The 16,268-nt window shown below is 53.3% G+C and carries 13 protein-coding genes; 8 read left to right on the top strand and 5 right to left on the bottom strand.

From position 1 onward, the window contains the following. The 4 genes from F552_RS0109925 to F552_RS0109910 form a co-directional block, all read right to left on the bottom strand. On the bottom strand, nucleotides 1-1,352 hold a 1,352-nt coding region (locus F552_RS0109925; protein ID WP_018151589.1), incomplete at its 3' end, for a bifunctional 5-dehydro-2-deoxygluconokinase/5-dehydro-2-deoxyphosphogluconate aldolase. A gap of 36 nt (nucleotides 1,353-1,388) precedes the next feature. After that, nucleotides 1,389-2,180 carry an ATP-binding cassette domain-containing protein gene (locus F552_RS0109920; RefSeq protein ID WP_018151588.1) on the bottom strand — a complete coding sequence of 264 codons (792 nt, stop codon included), beginning with the start codon at nucleotides 2,178-2,180 and terminating at the stop codon, nucleotides 1,389-1,391. A gap of 6 nt (nucleotides 2,181-2,186) precedes the next feature. Beyond that, entirely contained in the window at nucleotides 2,187-3,329 is a 1,143-nt protein-coding gene (locus tag F552_RS0109915) for an ABC transporter permease (protein ID WP_033375243.1), read from the bottom strand. A 246-nt stretch (nucleotides 3,330-3,575) separates the two neighbouring features. Next, complete coding sequence (locus tag F552_RS0109910; protein WP_018151586.1) at nucleotides 3,576-4,607, bottom strand: sugar ABC transporter substrate-binding protein; 1,032 nt, start codon at nucleotides 4,605-4,607, stop codon at nucleotides 3,576-3,578. Between the two features lie 238 nt (nucleotides 4,608-4,845). On the opposite strand from F552_RS0109910, the gene F552_RS0109905 reads away from it, so the two are divergent. The 8 genes from F552_RS0109905 (at nucleotide 4,846) to F552_RS19025 (ending at nucleotide 13,454) form a co-directional block, all read left to right on the top strand. Next, nucleotides 4,846-5,712: a MurR/RpiR family transcriptional regulator gene (locus F552_RS0109905; protein ID WP_018151585.1), complete on the top strand. Its 867-nt coding sequence runs from the start codon at nucleotides 4,846-4,848 to the stop codon at nucleotides 5,710-5,712. Next, the gene (gene iolG, locus F552_RS0109900; RefSeq protein ID WP_018151584.1) at nucleotides 5,702-6,691 is read left to right on the top strand and encodes an inositol 2-dehydrogenase; all 990 of its coding nucleotides are present in this window, start codon (nucleotides 5,702-5,704) and stop codon (nucleotides 6,689-6,691) included. The genes F552_RS0109905 and iolG overlap by 11 nt, the downstream gene beginning before the upstream one ends. 81 nt (nucleotides 6,692-6,772) lie before the next feature. Continuing rightward, complete coding sequence (locus tag F552_RS0109895; protein WP_018151583.1) at nucleotides 6,773-7,792, top strand: Gfo/Idh/MocA family oxidoreductase; 1,020 nt, start codon at nucleotides 6,773-6,775, stop codon at nucleotides 7,790-7,792. 350 nt (nucleotides 7,793-8,142) lie between these two features. Next, a complete protein-coding gene (locus tag F552_RS0109890) occupies nucleotides 8,143-8,451 on the top strand; it encodes a hypothetical protein (RefSeq protein WP_018151582.1) in 309 nt (102 codons plus the stop codon). Between the two features lie 224 nt (nucleotides 8,452-8,675). Further along, the gene (locus F552_RS19030; RefSeq protein ID WP_018151581.1) at nucleotides 8,676-10,130 is read left to right on the top strand and encodes a sensor histidine kinase; all 1,455 of its coding nucleotides are present in this window, start codon (nucleotides 8,676-8,678) and stop codon (nucleotides 10,128-10,130) included. 47 nt (nucleotides 10,131-10,177) lie between these two features. Next, on the top strand, nucleotides 10,178-10,609 hold the full coding sequence (locus tag F552_RS0109880; RefSeq protein WP_018151580.1) for a response regulator: 432 nt from the start codon (nucleotides 10,178-10,180) through the stop codon (nucleotides 10,607-10,609). A gap of 26 nt (nucleotides 10,610-10,635) precedes the next feature. After that, nucleotides 10,636-12,357 carry a two-component system response regulator gene (locus F552_RS0109875; protein ID WP_018151579.1) on the top strand — a complete coding sequence of 574 codons (1,722 nt, stop codon included), beginning with the start codon at nucleotides 10,636-10,638 and terminating at the stop codon, nucleotides 12,355-12,357. A 146-nt stretch (nucleotides 12,358-12,503) separates the two neighbouring features. Beyond that, nucleotides 12,504-13,454 carry a DMT family transporter gene (locus F552_RS19025; protein WP_018151578.1) on the top strand — a complete coding sequence of 317 codons (951 nt, stop codon included), beginning with the start codon at nucleotides 12,504-12,506 and terminating at the stop codon, nucleotides 13,452-13,454. Nucleotides 13,455-13,539: 85 nt separating this feature from the next. Here the strand turns inward: F552_RS19025 and pepN are convergent, their stop codons facing one another. After that, nucleotides 13,540-16,185 (bottom strand): aminopeptidase N, encoded by a 2,646-nt coding sequence (gene pepN, locus F552_RS0109865; protein WP_018151577.1) that lies wholly within the window; start codon nucleotides 16,183-16,185, stop codon nucleotides 13,540-13,542. Between the last annotated feature and the right edge of the window lie 83 nt (nucleotides 16,186-16,268).

Here is a 16,268-nt window from a genome sequence, read left to right as displayed (position 1 = left end):
AGCGGGTTGGACAGCGGCAGTTCCACCGGCCGGCCGATCCACCAGTTGCGACCGGTAGCAGCATTCAAGGCATCCTGACCGTAACGGTCGTCGGCCAGAATGCCGACCTTGCCTTGCAGGCCCAGTTCGGTCTCGACTTCGCCCACGGCCTGCACGAACAGCTGCTTCAGTTGCGGCAGGCGGCCTTCATCGGCGCCGAGCTTCTGCACCAGATCGAAGAACTGGTTGCGGTGGTCAAAGGCGAATACCAGCACTTCGTCGCGCTTGGGCCGCGGCACGGTAACCCGGTGCAGGCGGTTGAGCGTCGCGTCTTCTGCCGGTTTGGCCGGTTGCTGCTGCAGGAAGTACTGCAGTTCCACCGGGGTTGGCATGGCCGGGGCACAGCCGTGACGGCTGACCACCAGCGCACCGCAGGCGTTGGCGTAGCGGCAGCAGGCGTCATAGTCTTCACCGCGAATCCAGCCGGACAGGAAGCCGGAGATAAAGGCATCCCCTGCTCCCAGTACATTCAGCACTTCTACCTGAATGCCCTTGATGGTGAAGGCGTCGTCAATATGGGATGGAATGTCACCATCGATGACGCAGCAGCCCATCGGCCCGCGCTTCACCACCAGGGTGGCGTGCGGGTTGAGTTGGCGAATAGTGCGTAGTGACGTAATCACGTCCTCGCTACCACCGGCAATGTTGATCTCTTCTTCGGTCCCGACAATCAGGTCGAAGTACGGCAGGATGCCCTGCAGATGGGCACTGACCTTGCCGTCGGCGACAAAGCGGGTTTCCCCGTCGCCCTTGCCGGTCAGCCCCCACAGTACCGGCCGGTAGTCGATGTCGATCACGGTCCGCACGTTATTGGCACGGGCGGCCTTCAAGGCCTTGACCGAGGCGGCGTGTACCGACGGGGTCGAGAAGTGGGTGCCGGTGATCAGCAGTGCCTTGCTGGTGGCAATGAACGCTTCGTCGATGTCGGCTTCGCACAGTGCCATGTCGGCGCAGTGGTCACGGTAGAACAATAGCGGGAAGCTGTCGCGGTCCTTCAGCCCCAGCAGGACCAGACCGGTCAGATGATCCGGGTCGCGCTTGAGCTGCGACACGTCGCAGCCTTCAGTGCGCAGGGTCTCGATCAGGAACTCGCCCATCTGTTCGTCGCCCACCCGGGACAGCATGGCGGACTTGAGCCCCAGACGGGCGGTACCGAAGGCGATGTTGCCGGACGAGCCGCCGAGGTATTTGGCAAAGCTGGCCACGTCCTGCAGCTTTGAGCCTACCTGGTGGGCGTACAGGTCCACCGCCACCCGACCGATGCTGATCAGGTCCAGGGCGCGGTCATTGGCGAACTTGGTTTGGTTTTGCATGACAATCTTTCTCTTATACCAATGTTTGCCAGACAATCAGATATGAACGCCGTCGAGTTCGGCCATCATCTTCTGCATTTCTGCCCCACCCGCCATCATGTCCAGAACCTCATCCTTGGTGATGGTATCTTTTGTAAATGTCCCCATGGACTGGCCACGGTTCAGCAAGGTAAAGCTGTCACCGATCGGATAGGCATGATGCACGTTGTGGGTAATGAAAATGACCGAAATGCCGCGCTCGCGTGCCTTGTGAATCAGTTTCAGGACGTTGAAAGACTGTTTTACCCCAAGGGCAGCGGTTGGTTCATCCAGAATCAGTACCCGGGCACCAAAATGGATGGCGCGCGCAATGGCCAGACATTGCTTCTCGCCGCCAGACATCGTACCGATCGGTTGCTCTGCATCACGGATGCGAATCCCCATTTCACCCAGTTTCTGACGGGCAGTCACTTCCATGTGCTGATGGTCCAGTACCGGGAAAATGCCAAACCGCTTGACGATGGGTTCACGTCCCATGAAGAAATTACGGGCAACACTCATCAGGGGGACCAGTGCCAGATCCTGATAGACCGTGGCGATTCCTTTGTCCAGCGCCTGGCTGGGAGAATCAAACAGCACTGGTTTGCCATCGACCCGGTACTCGCCTTTGGTTGGCTTGTGTACGCCGGCCAGCGTCTTGATCAGCGTGGATTTGCCGGCACCGTTATCACCCAGCAGGCAATGCACTTCGCCTTCACGCAAACGCAAGGTCACACCATTCAACGCAATGACAGAGCCGAAAATCTTGCTGACGTTATCTAATTCAAGAATGTATTGGGATGCGGACATGATGACTTACCTCGATTCTGTTGCACGGCGGCGGATATAGTTATTGAAGATCACGGCAACAAGCAGCATGACCCCTACAAATACACGGAACCAGTCCGAGTTGACATCGGTATAGCCAAGGCCGATCTGTACAACACCAAAGATCAGGGCACCGAAGCAGGAACCGACCACAGACCCATACCCCCCCGTTAACAGCGTTCCGCCAATGACCGCGGCGATGGTTGCTTCAAACTCTTTTTGCATGCCACGGTCAGCCGCAGCAGAACCAATGTCGCAAACCTGCAGCGTGGCAAACAGACATGCACAGAATGCGGTAAAGACAAACAGTGCAATTTTGACTTTCTTGACGGGTACACCCACGTTTTTGGCTGCATTGGCATCACCACCGACAGCAAAAATCCAGTTACCGGCACGTGTCTTGGCAAGAATCAAAGAAGCAATGACGCCAAGCAAAGCCCACCAGGCGATGACTTTCGGAATGCCGGCCACCAATGGTTTGCCGCCATCCTGGGTTGCAATCCAGCCCTTTTCTGCCATCCACTCAAAAAAGCCGGTACCGATAACGCCATGGAACAGACTACTGACCAGTGGATCCTTGATGGCGATGTCACCCACACCCGACACAATCGTCTGGTTGGTAAACATGACGGCCAGAGCCAGGGTCAGCCCGCGCAAGATAAACAGGAAAGCCAGTGTCACGATAAAGGAAGGCAAACGGGTCTTGATGACCAGATAACCGTTGAGCCAGCCAATGGCCATGCTGACGACAAAGGCAAAGATGACGGACAGCCAGACGGGCCAGCCAAAATACAAAGGCGGAATGGCCACCATCATGCCCGAGAAACCAATCATGGAACCGATGGACAAATCGAACTCGCCAGCGATCATCAGAAGACAGGCACCAATCGAGATAATGCCCAGATACGCGGCAACCTGAGACCAGTTCATGATGCCGTCCAGGTTGAACATGCCAGAGCTGCCTGCCGTAATGGCAAACACGGCAAATACCAATACACTACCCGCAGCGGCGGCAAACCATGGCTTGTTCATCAAGAGCTTGAACCAGCCTAGCTGACGTACCCGCTCATCCCCCCCCACTGCCGGGGCAGGTTGAGAAACCGAATTCTCCATTTTAGATGTCTCCTTCATTGCGTACTTCCTCTTTCGAGTTTCTATTGGGCAATTTCATTCGTGATTGCCTCAATCTGGGCGTACTACCCCCCATGGAAAATCAAGGGATAGAGATAAAAACCATTCATGCAAGCATCCCGCTGCATGTATTTCTGGCATCAGTCCCCCGCCAGGACAGCGGGGGCTGATGATTTTGCGTGTCATGAATGACACATGGACATATCACTGCAACTACACTTGCTACATCAGGTAAACATCAGAAAATCAACGATACTGCCCTGCGTATTTTTCGACTTTGGAGATGTTGTCTTTGGTCACGAAGCCAGGGCCTGAGCCAATGTGACGTGGACCATAGGCTGGAGCCAGACCGTACTCTGACAAGCGGTACTGGAATTTCTTGTCTGCTTTCAGTGCGGCCTGAACTTTGGCCAGATCGGTTGTCTTGTCACGCTTCATGATCGCCATCACGGCAATCGGAATGTAACCTTGCAGGTACGGCTGTTGGTCGATGGCGAACTGAATGCCACCTTGCTTGATGCCCTTGCCGATTTCTGAAGACAAGTCAAAGGTTGCAAACCACAGCTTGCCGTACTTGCCCATCTTCTGAAGTGCCTTGATGGTTGGCTCGGCAGAGGTTGGGCCCAGTGTCAGCACGGCCTGTGTATCTGCGTTATTGCGCAGGTAAGCAGACACTTTGCTCTCAATGGTGGTTGGATCATCGCCAGAGTCGATGGTGGATTTCTTGTAGTCAACGCCGATTGCATCTGCAAAACCGCGGCAACGTTCAAATGAAGCCGGGTTGGTTGCATAGTGGTTGACACACAGGAAAGACTTGATGCCAGCAGCTTTTGCCTTCAGACCTGCGCCCTTGCCTGCCTCGTATTCTGGCTGCCCGACGTGCATGATGGCGCCCAGTTGCTCTGACTGTTTGGTCGTACCTGAGTTGATCGTGATCAGAGGGATTTTCTTGGCGGTAACTTTTGCCATTGCACCTTTCAGTGCATCAAAGTCGGCAATAGAAGCAACCACACCGTCGTAATTGCGTGCTGCAGACTGTTCAATCAGACGCGCCATATCGGCCAGATCGCCGTTTGGCGGGTTGCGGTAATCCACTTCCACATTAAAGTCCTGACCAGCTTCTTTAATTGCATTCTTGATGGTGTTCCACCAAGCGTCAGAATCCGGTGCGTGACTGACCAGCACAAATTTTGCATCAGCAGCATTTGCGCCCAATGCCAGCGCCATCAGCGCGCCAGCGACACCACGGACCAGCTTCTTCTGGAATACAGATTGCATGTCATCCTCCTTATGGTTATGAAAACAGGGTTTATGTTTCCCTGTAGCACTGCTTAATCGATCCCGCCATTTTTTTCTACAGCAACGATCACTAATCAGCTTGATGGAAACTATATTCCAAAAGAAATTTTTTTGCAATTATTTTTCTTTTAGAATTTTTTTTCGGAATTATTTTTCCATTTTCAGAAAATCGTGCTTATAATCTGTCTACAGAAAAAAGAAACCAGCAGGAGGCCATATGACTGATCTATCCCCCGCAGAACAGTTAATGAAGCGGATAGCAGCCGAATTCGATACCTTGAGCAAACAGCTCAAGATCATTGCCAAATATGTAGAACAACATCAGCAAGAACTGGTGCTGACAAAGATCAGCGATATCGCCGCCGCCTGTGACGTGCAGCCCTCCGCCATTGTCAGGTTCTCGCAGCGCTTCGGATTTTCGGGTTTTTCTGAAATGCAGGCTGTTTTCCGCGGTGACTTTTCCAAAAAAGCCGTGCCGGCCAACAACTATCGGCAACGCATTCGCCAGATCATTTCTACCCAACCCGGTGAATTGAGCGCAGGCGACATGACGCGGGAGTTCATCGCTGCCTGTCAGGCCGGTCTGGATGATCTGTCTGTCGGTATTAATGATGTAGAGCTGGAAAAAGCGGTAGACCTGCTATTAAAAGCAGAAAACATATATGTACTTGGGGTCAGAAGAACGTTCTCGATTGCCAGTTATATTGTGTATGCACTTCAGCATACCCACAAACGAGTACACCTGATCAGCGGCCTCGGCGGCATGTACCGCGAGCAGATACGCTCTCTCAAGGAGGGTGATGTCATCATCGCGATCAGCTTTACCCCATATGCCAAAGAAACTCGTTACTGCGTGCGTGCAGCACATCAGCACAAGGCCAAAGCGCTGGTCATTACCGACAGCCAGCTAAGCCCCTTGTCGCGTTATGCCGATGCATTGCTAACAGTCAAGGAAGGCACAGCGTTTGCCTTTCGATCACTCACCAGCACCATCTGCATCTGCCAGGCACTGTTTATTGCCCTGGCTTACCGGCTGGAACTGGATATTGAAGAAACCAAGGACCTTGGAGGATATGATGATTGAAGTAGCACTGTTTGGCGCCGGCCGGATTGGCAAGATCCATGCCGGAAACCTGGTAAAACAACCAGGCGTAAAACTGAAATATGTTGTTGATGTACATGCGCCTAGCGCAGAAGCACTGGCAGCCCAGCATGGTGCCACCGTGACCAGCGTAGAAGCCGCATTTGCAGATCCTTCCATCAAGGCCGTGGTTGTCGGGTCATCAACAGATACCCATGCAGACCTGATCTTGCGCGCAGCAGCAGCCGGCAAGCATATTTTCTGTGAAAAACCGGTCGATCTTGACGTGGTACGTGCCAAAGCCTGTGCCGATGCCGTGGCCAAAGCCGGCGTAACGGCACTGATCGGTTTTCAGCGCCGTTACGACCCTACCTTTGCGGCGGTCAAGACACGCATTGACGCGGGTGAAATCGGTACGCCAGAAGTGCTGGTGATTACCAGCCGTGACCCGGGTGCACCGCCGGTTAACTATATCAGAAGCTCTGGTGGCATTTTCAAGGACATGCTGATTCACGATTTTGATATTTTCCGCTGGATTCTGGATGACGAGGCCGTCAGCGTGTATGCAGAAGGTTCCTGCCTGGTAGACCCTGCGATTGCGGAAGCCGGTGATGTTGACACAACAGCAGTAACGATCCGGACCAAAAAAGGCCGTTTGTGCCAGATCAATACCAGCCGCCGAGCAGCCTATGGCTATGACCAGCGTTTTGAAGTGATGGGTAATTTGGGTATGTTGCAAGCAGGTAACCACCGTCCATCCGAAGTAACCGCCTATACCGCCAATACCGTTACCACAGACTTGCCGGAACATTTCTTCCTGGAACGCTACCGTAATGCATACGCCCTGGAAATGGCCCATTTTGTAGAAGCCATCACCAATGGCACGCCGGTAAAAACGACTGTTGCAGACGGTATGAAAGCGCTGGAGCTGGCCGAGGCCGCGACCTTGTCCTGGAAAGAAGGTCGCATCGTCAACCTGTAATGCCCGGCAATGATGGGTGATATATAAAAAAGCACAGGAGCCCCTCACTCAGGGGCTCCTTCACGATGACAGAGGATCAACATGTCAACAACGGTTAATATTGGTATTGTCGGCTTGGGCCGTTTGGGAAAACGCCATGCCGAAAACCTTGCCAGCCGGGTGCCCGGCGCAAAACTGGTGGCGGCAGTCAGCCCGGTGGAAACAGAGCGCGAATGGGCACAAGCTCATCTGGGCCTGACCAGCATTTATGCCACACTTGAAGAACTGCTGGCCCATCCTGAGCTGGATGCAGTTTGGCTGGTTACCCCAACATCACTGCATGCCGAGCAGATTGAAACCGTGCTGAAATCCGGCAAGCATGTGTTCTGCGAAAAACCGTTGTCACTGGATCTGACCACCTGTGACCGCGTTCTGGCGCTGGCACAAAACCACCCAGCCCAGGTGGCCATGATTGGTTTCATGCGCCGTTTTGATGCTGGTTATTCTGCCGCGAAATCCCGCCTGGCAGATGGCAAACTCGGTACGCTGTACCGTATTCACTGCGAATCTCACGACCCGATTGATCCGGATGGATTCTTTGTCAAATTTGCACCGACGTCTGGCGGTCTCTTTCTGGATTGCTGTATCCACGATATTGATCTGGTCCGCTGGATGGTCGATGGCGCCAAACCGGTGAAGGTCTTTGCCAACGGTACCCGCACGCAGTACCCCGGTCTGGCAAGTTGCAATGATGTCGATACCGCCAGCGCAACAGTAGAATTCGACAATGGCGTACTGGCGAGCTTCTTTGTTTCACGCACGTCTTACCGTGGCTATGAAGCCACCATGGACCTGACCGGGACAGAAGGTGCCTTGCGTGTTGGACGTAATCTGCAAGCCGTCCCCCTGATTGAAGAAAGTAACCAGCAACAACGCATCAATGGCTTGCCCGACTTTTTTGCCCGGTTCAACGACGCTTTCCTGATCGAGGCCAAAGCATTTGTCGACGCCATCCAGCAGGGCAAACCGTCTCCGTTGACGCTGGAAGATGCCCGGGAAGCCGCCAAAATTGCGATCGCCATGCGGGAATCGCTGGAAAGCGGACAACCCGTTACCTTTTAATCTGCGCAAACAAGACTTGTACTCATGGGCGGGGCGGGCATCGCCTCGCCCTTTTTTTTGACAACACGCCTCCCCGCTTGCCATGTAGCCCTAATCCATCATCGAGGCGCACCACATCCAAAAGCGATATTTTGTCCATTTAATCTGGTAGTGTCTTCTGGCATGACCTTCCGCTGCTGGCCTATGCCAAAAAGGATCAGGCAGATTCATGATGCGAGATATTGTGCAGAAATACGGGATGGCGCGGGTAAAAGCAGAAGCAACAGGACAGATTTATCCAGACTGACTGATAGCGCTATACTTGCTGAAACACTTTCGCTAGACGCCCTCCCGCTGGAAGCCCATCGCACATGAATGCACTGATTCCTGTTTATCTGGCAACGATGACCTCCTTAAAAGAGGATATCCGAAGTGCAATCAAAACATGGCCATCGTCCAGCAATGCGCCGGCCAGGCTGCTTGCCGAAGAAATCCACGCTCTGCTCCAGCAAGAGATTCAGCACCTGGAAGACAACCCATCCCTTTTATCCGTGACGCTCAACGATTTTAACGGCAAGTTACGCCATTTCTCTGCATTACTGCCTCTTGCTGCGAAGTCTCATTTTTCTGAATATGCAGAAGTGATCGACGAATTAATCTCGTCTTACGCTGGAAACTAACGGGTTGATTAGCAGTCACAACTGTTATACCGGTGCCATGGAAGGGGATCTCCTGCTCCTGCCCTTTCCGTGAAATGCTACGACTGTCTGCTGCCTCATTCGTCAGAATGACGAACAAATAAAAATCAATACAAATATTTAATTTGAATTATCCGCGGCCTGGCACTAGAGTTAAGACAGGGAAGTTTGCGCACCTGCACGCTCTGTGCATGAGGAGGTAACACATGCCCGCCAACACCGGAAACCTCAATCTTGCCAGCATTGTAGATGCGGCACCGATCGGGGTCTTAGTGATCAGCAAAGATGGCCTCATTACCTATGTCAATGATGCTTTGGTGAACATGTTTGGCTACTCAAAAGCAGATATGGTCGGCAAACCAGTCGAAATGTTATTGCCAGATGACATTCAGGCCCGTCACATCCTGTTCAGAAACCAGTATCTTGATCAACCTACCCCGCGTGCCATGGGCCTTGGCAGAGAGCTCAAGGCACAACATGCCAGAGGACACAACTTCCCGATCGAAATCGGTCTTGGCGTGATTGGTGAAGGCGACGCCGCACAAGCCATGGCGTTTGTCAGCGATATTTCCGTCCGTAAAAAGCTGGAGCACCGTTTCCGGCATGTAGTTGAATCCATGCCGTTTGGCGTGCTGATGTCCGATGTGAACGGCCAGATCATGATGGTGAACGAACAGCTAAACCTGATGTTCGGCTATGAACCTGGCGCCCTGATCGGTCAGAAACTCGAAATCCTGCTGCCAGAACGTAACCGGAAAATCCACGTCAACCATCGTCATGAATTCCAGGAAGCCCCCAGCGTCCGTGCCATGGGCTCCGGGCGTGACTTGCTGGCATTGCACAAAAACGGCAAAGAATTTCCGGTTGAAATTGCCCTCACCCCCATCCGTGAAGAAGACAGCTATATCACCCTGGCCGCCATCACCGATATCTCCATGCGGAAGAATCTGGAAAACACGCTGCGCCAAACCAACGCCAACCTGGAAGAATTTACCTATGTTGCCTCTCATGATTTGCGCTCTCCGCTAAGAGGCATTGCCGATCTGCTGGTCTGGATTCGGGAGGATCTGGAACCGATTGACCTGCCAGACAGCATTCAGAAGAATTTTGACCGCATCCAGTTACGGGTTGAGCGTGCAGAACGCATGATTGATGATTTGCTGATTTATGCCCGCGCCGGGACGATCGACAAACAGCTCTCCACCATCAAGCCGCTGGAAATCCTTGAAGGCTTGCTGTTGCTGGTGAATGCACCTGAAGGCATCAATATTACGTTCGACGTATCACCCGACGTGGCTGTCTTTGAAAGCCCCAGAGTTCCGCTACAAACCTGTCTGCGAAATCTGCTGGATAACGCCATCAAGCATATGGGCAGCGACACGGGCGAGATTCGGGTATCGGTACGCAATGATGGCCGGTATTGCGTGTTTCATATTGAAGATAGTGGGCCGGGCATCGCAGACAATGCCAAACCGCGCATTTTCAGGATGTTCCACAGGGCAACAACCAAATCGGAAGGTCATGGTATCGGGCTGGCGGTGACCAAGCGCATTGTGACTTGCCACGGCGGAAAAATCGAACTGCAAGACAGCCGTGACCTGGCTGGCGCGCATTTTGCCTTGTATTGGCCAAGCGTTTTGCTCAAGGAAATTGAAGAATAAGCTCAAGCAGGCAGTTACACCTTCAACATGGTATCAGGACAATCGACATGGACAAAAAACCCATCAATGTATTGCTTGTGGATGATGATGATGTTGCGGCAGAAGGCGTGATGCGTAGCTTGAAAAAGCACGACATTGATTGCATGCTGGTACATGCCGAAGACGGTGTAGAGGCTTTGGATATCCTCAAGATGGAACATCCGGACAAGCATATTGCCAGCCCGTTTCTGGTCTTGCTGGACCTGAACATGCCCCGCATGGACGGCTTTGAATTCCTGTCGACCATCCGATCTGACCCTGCCCTGCAGAATCTGGTGGTCTTTGTACTGACTACGTCCAGCGCAGATGCCGACCTGAACCGTGCCTATCAGGAAAGCATTGCCGGCTATATGGTGAAATCTGCTGTCGGACCACAATTTTCCAAGCTGATGAACCTGCTAAAAACGTATGGAGATGCTGTCTCGCTTCCAAGCAAGTAAGGTTGTTCCCGAATGGGGCCGTAGTCATGCCAGATGAACCCGTCAAGATACTGATTGTTGATGACGACGATGTAGACCGCGAGAAGATGCGCCGCATCCTCAGCCGGTTACCTCGGCCGAATCAGATCACCGAAGCCGTCTCGTTTAACGAGGCGCTGGAAGCGTTGAATGCCGCTGCCTTTGACTGCATTTTGCTCGATTTTCGGCTGGGTGACGGTGAAGGTAAAGACCTGATTCCCACCATTCACATCAGTTCCGGCAAACACTGTCCAATCATCATGGTGACCGGGTTCAACAGTGAAAGTGGCGCGGTCGAAGCACTGCACAGCGGGGTATACGACTACCTCTCCAAAGCAGAACTCGACAGCAAAAAACTGCATTCGGCCCTGGAAAGAAGCCTGCAGTGGTCCAGCATTCAGCGCGACCTGCTGGAAGCGGAAGACAAATTAAGACGCCAAAGCCTGTATGACGCCCTCACCCAGTTACCCAACCGGAATCTGTTTTTTGACCGGCTGGAACACACCCATTTGGCGTTCAAACGGGACCTGCACCCCTACTCGCTGTTAATGATGGACCTGAATCGCTTCAAGGAGGTGAATGACAGTCTTGGGCACGCGGCAGGTGATACTGTCCTGAAGGAAGTTGCCCAACGGCTGGCGCTCGTCATGCGCAAGACGGACACCCTGGCCCGATTGGGCGGGGATGAGTTTGTCGCCATTCTTCAAGGGGTAGATACAGAAATCCAGATTCAGCAAATCGCCGAAAAAATGATCGCCTCACTGGCCAACCCGATTCGCATTGACGATAACTTCTTCAAGATCGGGGTGTCGATCGGCGCCGTCATTGTGACGGATGAAATAGAAGATGTGTCCCAACTAATGAGCAAGGCCGACCGGGCCATGTATCATGCCAAGCGTACCCTGAAAGGCTTGGCCTTTGACTCCAAAGAACTGGAAGTCAGCAACAGCCTTTTACAAACCACGCAGATCGAACGTGCGCTGAATAACAACGAAATCCTGCTGCATTTTCAACCCAAAGTCGATCTGCTCACCCATGAAGTCGTTGGCCTTGAAGCCCTGGCACGCTGGGAACGCGCAGACGGCACTATCGTCTACCCGATAGACTTTATCCCGACCGCAGAATCCAGCCCGTTGATAGAGCGTTTTACCTATACCACCCTGGAACTGGCACTCATCCAAAGCCAACAGTTGCAAAGCAAGAATATTGTCTTGCCGATTGCCATCAACCTGTCCCCCAGAATGCTGGAATCTCCCGACATGGAGCACCGGATACTGGACCTGATGGCACAGTACAAAATCCCGCATCACCTGATCACCTTCGAGATTACAGAAACCACGCTGATCATTAATCCGCTAACCGTCAAGGACAAGGTCAACTTCCTCAAAGACAATGGCATCCTGTTTAGCGTGGATGATTTTGGTGCAGGTTTTACCTCTTTCAATCTGTTAAAAGCATTACCCATCTCTGAAATCAAGCTGGACCGTGCCTTTATCGAAAATATCACGGAAAATTCGTTTGATGCCCATTTTGTCAAAGGATTGGCAGTTTTCTGCGAAGGATTGGGTATCCGGCTGGTTGCAGAAGGGGTTGAGCACGCAGAAGCCTGGCCCATTTTGCTAAAGAACGGATGCCATATTCTGCAAGGTTACAGCATAGGTCGCCCGATGCCGGCCGGCACATTGGTCCACTGGCTGGAAAACTGGCAAAAAACTGCGCCAGGCCAGTAATCCTCTCTCAATCCCCCTCACCCAGTTGGTGACGCTTGCCGTCTGATATTCTTCGCGGCGCGATTCCCCTATAATGGCAAACTCTTTGCAACCGGATACCTCAGCATGGCCGGCGTTGTCGCACCTGCCAGTTGCTGTCACAAGACATGTCTTTTCCCGCTTCATCTGCTTATTCAAAAACCCTGACCGGCATTCTCGCGGGCCTGGCAACAGGCGCGCTCTGGGGACTGGTATTTGCAGCTCCCATGCTGACAACAGATACTCCTGGCCTCGCCATCAGTCTGGGGCGCTATGCGGTCTATGCCCTATTCTGCGTTTTCATCCTGCTGGGCAAGCGGAAAACATCTCTGTGGCCCCTGTTCAGACAACATTACAAGACCGCCATCCTGTTCGGATTACTCGGTAATAGCCTCTACTATTCGCTGGTCGTCTGGTCAGTAAAATGGTCGAACCCGGCCATTCCCAGCCTGCTGGTGGGTACCGCCCCCATCTGGCTGGCACTGACTGATGCGTTCAGACATAAAGGCCATGGCTTATTAAGCACACTGGCGATGCCTTTGCTGGCCATCATCACCGGGTTGGTATTGATCAATCTGGAGGGTTTGCATGCAGGTCATGCAGGTTCTGCAATGACATTCCTGATTGGTGTACTGTTTGCGGTAGGCGCGGTGACCAGCTGGAGTACCTATGCCATTCTCAATACCCGGTTCCTGAAAAAGCACCCTGACATCAGCGGGGCCGACTGGTCAACCCTGATCGGATTAGGCACTGGCATCAGCCTATTGTTTTTCCTGCCGCTCTTTGACCGGCAAACCATCCAGCATTTGCTGCATCCAGACACGCGGTTGCTGATCATCTGGATTACGCTTGGCATAGGTAGCACCTGGGTTGCCACATGGCTATGGAACATCGCCTCGCAAAACCTGACCCTTGGCCTGGCGGGCCAACTCATCATTTCTGAAACGCTGTTTGCACTACTCTACGCGGCCTTGCTTAGTCAGACCTGGCCGGCACAAATGGCCTTGCTGGCAATTGCCTGCTTTGTCTTTGGCGTACTGCGGGCCATGCAGGTGTTCATGAGCATAAAAGTGGCATAACCGGCAAGATGCGAGTCATATGATGGATAAAACAAAGGCAGCCGAAGCTGCCTTTGTTTTATCAGCAAACTGCCGCTAACACGGCTTAAGCATCCAGTGCCTTGGTAACGATTTCAAAGACGTCAGAAGACAGGCCTTCGTGGCTGGCAATGCGTGCAAGTGCAGCTTTCATTTGCGCCTGACGCGCCGCATCGTATTTCTTCCAGCGATTAAACGCACTCACCACACGGGACGCGACTTGCGGGTTAATGGCGTTCAAGGCAATCACCTGATCTGCGATAAACTCGTAGCCCTGCCCATCTTTGGCATGGAAATGCAGCGGGTTAGCCGCCGCAAAACTGCGAATCAACGCATACACCTTGTTAGGGTTGGTCAGCGTAAACGCCGGGTGAACCAGCAGCGACTTCACAACCTCCAGCGTATTGGGACGGCTGCTGGTCGCCTGCAAGGCAAACCATTTGTCCATCACCAGCGGGTAGGCTTTCCAGCGCTCGGCAAAGTCTTTCAGTGCGGCTTCCGTCAGCGGATGATCATGCTGCGCCAGCACGGCCAGCGCGGCTTGCTGGTCGGTCATGTTATCGGCCATATCAAACTGCTGTTTGGCCAGATAAAGCGCCTTCTCGCCTTGAAGGTCAGACAAGTAAGCCAGGCACACATTTCGCAATGCACGTTTGGCTGATGCCTCACCGTTCCAGACATATTTGTCCTGACCAAGCTGTACATAACGCTGATACAGGTCCGCCTGCAGCTTGGTTGCCAGCTCCTTGCGCACAAACTCGCGAGCGGCATGAATGGCATCCGGATCAGCCACATCCATGACTTCCGCCAGCCATGCTTCTGCTGGCAAGGTCAGAATCATTGCTGCCAACGCAGGGTCCAGCGTATCGTCTTCCAGCACCTTGGCAAACGCACGGGTCAGCTCGGCATCCAGTGTCAGCGGCTTGCCGGCTTGCACATCGGCCACCAACGCCAGCAAGGTTTGCTGGGCCAGTTTCTGCCCCGCATCCCAGCGGTTAAAGGCATCGGTATCATGTGCCAGCAAGAAAGCCAACTGCGCCGGGGTGTAATCAAACACCAGTTTCACCGGGGCAGAAAACCCGCGTAGCAGCGATGGTACAGGGTGACAAGTCACGCCGGTAAAGGTCACGGTATGCGTGGCATCCTTCACGGAAATGACACGTTCGGTTTCTGTTGTGGCAGATTCACCTTTGAGCTGCAAGGCAATTTCCTGCCCGTCGGCATCCAGCAACCCCAGTTTCACCGGAATATGGAATGGCAGTTTGTCGGGCTGGCCAGGCGTTGCCGGGCAAGATTGATTAAATACCAGTGTGTATTCACCCTTGGCCGAATCATAGTGTTCGGTCACGTGCAGCACGGGCGTTCCTGCTTGCGAGTACCAGCGCTTGAAGACCTTCAGGTCCACATCGTTGGCATCCGCCATCGCTGCCACAAAATCATCGGTCGTCACTGCCTGGCCATCGTGACGATGGAAGTACAGATCCATCCCTTTCTGGAAGCCCTCTTCGCCCAGCAAAGTATGCTGCATGCGGATGACTTCTGCGCCTTTTTCATAGACGGTCACGGTGTAGAAGTTATTGATCTCGATATAACTGTCCGGACGGATCGGATGCGCCATCGGGCCGGCATCTTCCGGGAACTGTTGCGTACGCAAGGTACGCACCTGGTCGATACGCTCGACAGCACGAGACCCGAGGTCCATGCTGAATTCCTGGTCACGGAATACCGTGAGCCCCTCTTTCAGGCTCAGTTGAAACCAATCGCGGCAGGTCACCCGGTTGCCGGTCCAGTTATGGAAATACTCATGCCCGATGACCGCTTCGATGCCAGCGAAATCAACGTCAGTCGCGGTCTCTTGCTTGGCCAGTACGTATTTGGTGTTAAAGATGTTCAGGCCTTTATTCTCCATGGCGCCCATCGTGAAATCGCTCACGGCAACGATCATGTAGATATCCAGGTCGTACTCTAGCCCGAAGCGTTCTTCGTCCCAGCGCATGGCATTTTTCAGGGATTGCATGGCGTGCGGGCACTGGTCCAGATTGCCGGACTCTACCCAGATCTGCAAGGTTACTTCACGGCCGGAACGCGTAACAAAACGGTCTTCCAGTTTCACCAGACGACCCGCTACCAAGGCAAACAGATACGCAGGTTTACGGAATGGGTCTACCCACTTTACCCAATGGCGCCCTTTGCCAGAGTCACCCTGGCCGACCTGGTTACCGTTAGACAACAGTACCGGGTACAGCTGCTTGTCGGCAATGATGGTAGTCGTAAAGCGGGCCATTACATCGGGTCGGTCCAGGTAATACATGATCCGGCGGAAACCCTGTGCTTCGCACTGGGTGTAATAGTTATGGCCAGACTTGTACAGACCGGAGAGCGCCGTGTTCTTGTGCGGCAGAATCCGGGTTTCAATATCCAGGAAAAAACTCTCTGGCAGATCATCGATCACCAGCTGGTCCGGAGAAACATGCACCTTGTCTTCCGGCCACGGTTCGCCATCAATGCGCAGCGACACAAACGTCAGATCATCTCCATCCAGCACCAGAGACTGATTGTCGGCAATACTGGCTTTGCTGCGGGACATCATCATCCGCGCAGAGACCAGCGTGTAGTCATCCTGCAGATCAAATTTGAGATCCACCCGGTCTATCAGGTAAGGAGACGGCTGGTAATCTTTCAGGAAAATGGTTTGTGGGGCGTCGTTACGCATATTTCTCTTCGCATCTCGTTTTATGGTTGTTATCTACCCCGGCTCGTTCGGCCAGGGTTGTCATTTTGTCTGACGATCGGCCA

Source organism: Leeia oryzae DSM 17879 (genome assembly GCF_000376945.1).
In the GTDB taxonomy this organism is placed as follows: domain Bacteria; phylum Pseudomonadota; class Gammaproteobacteria; order Burkholderiales; family Leeiaceae; genus Leeia; species Leeia oryzae.
Note: the sequence above shows the minus strand (reverse complement) of the source record. Positions and strands in the feature narration are given on the sequence as shown.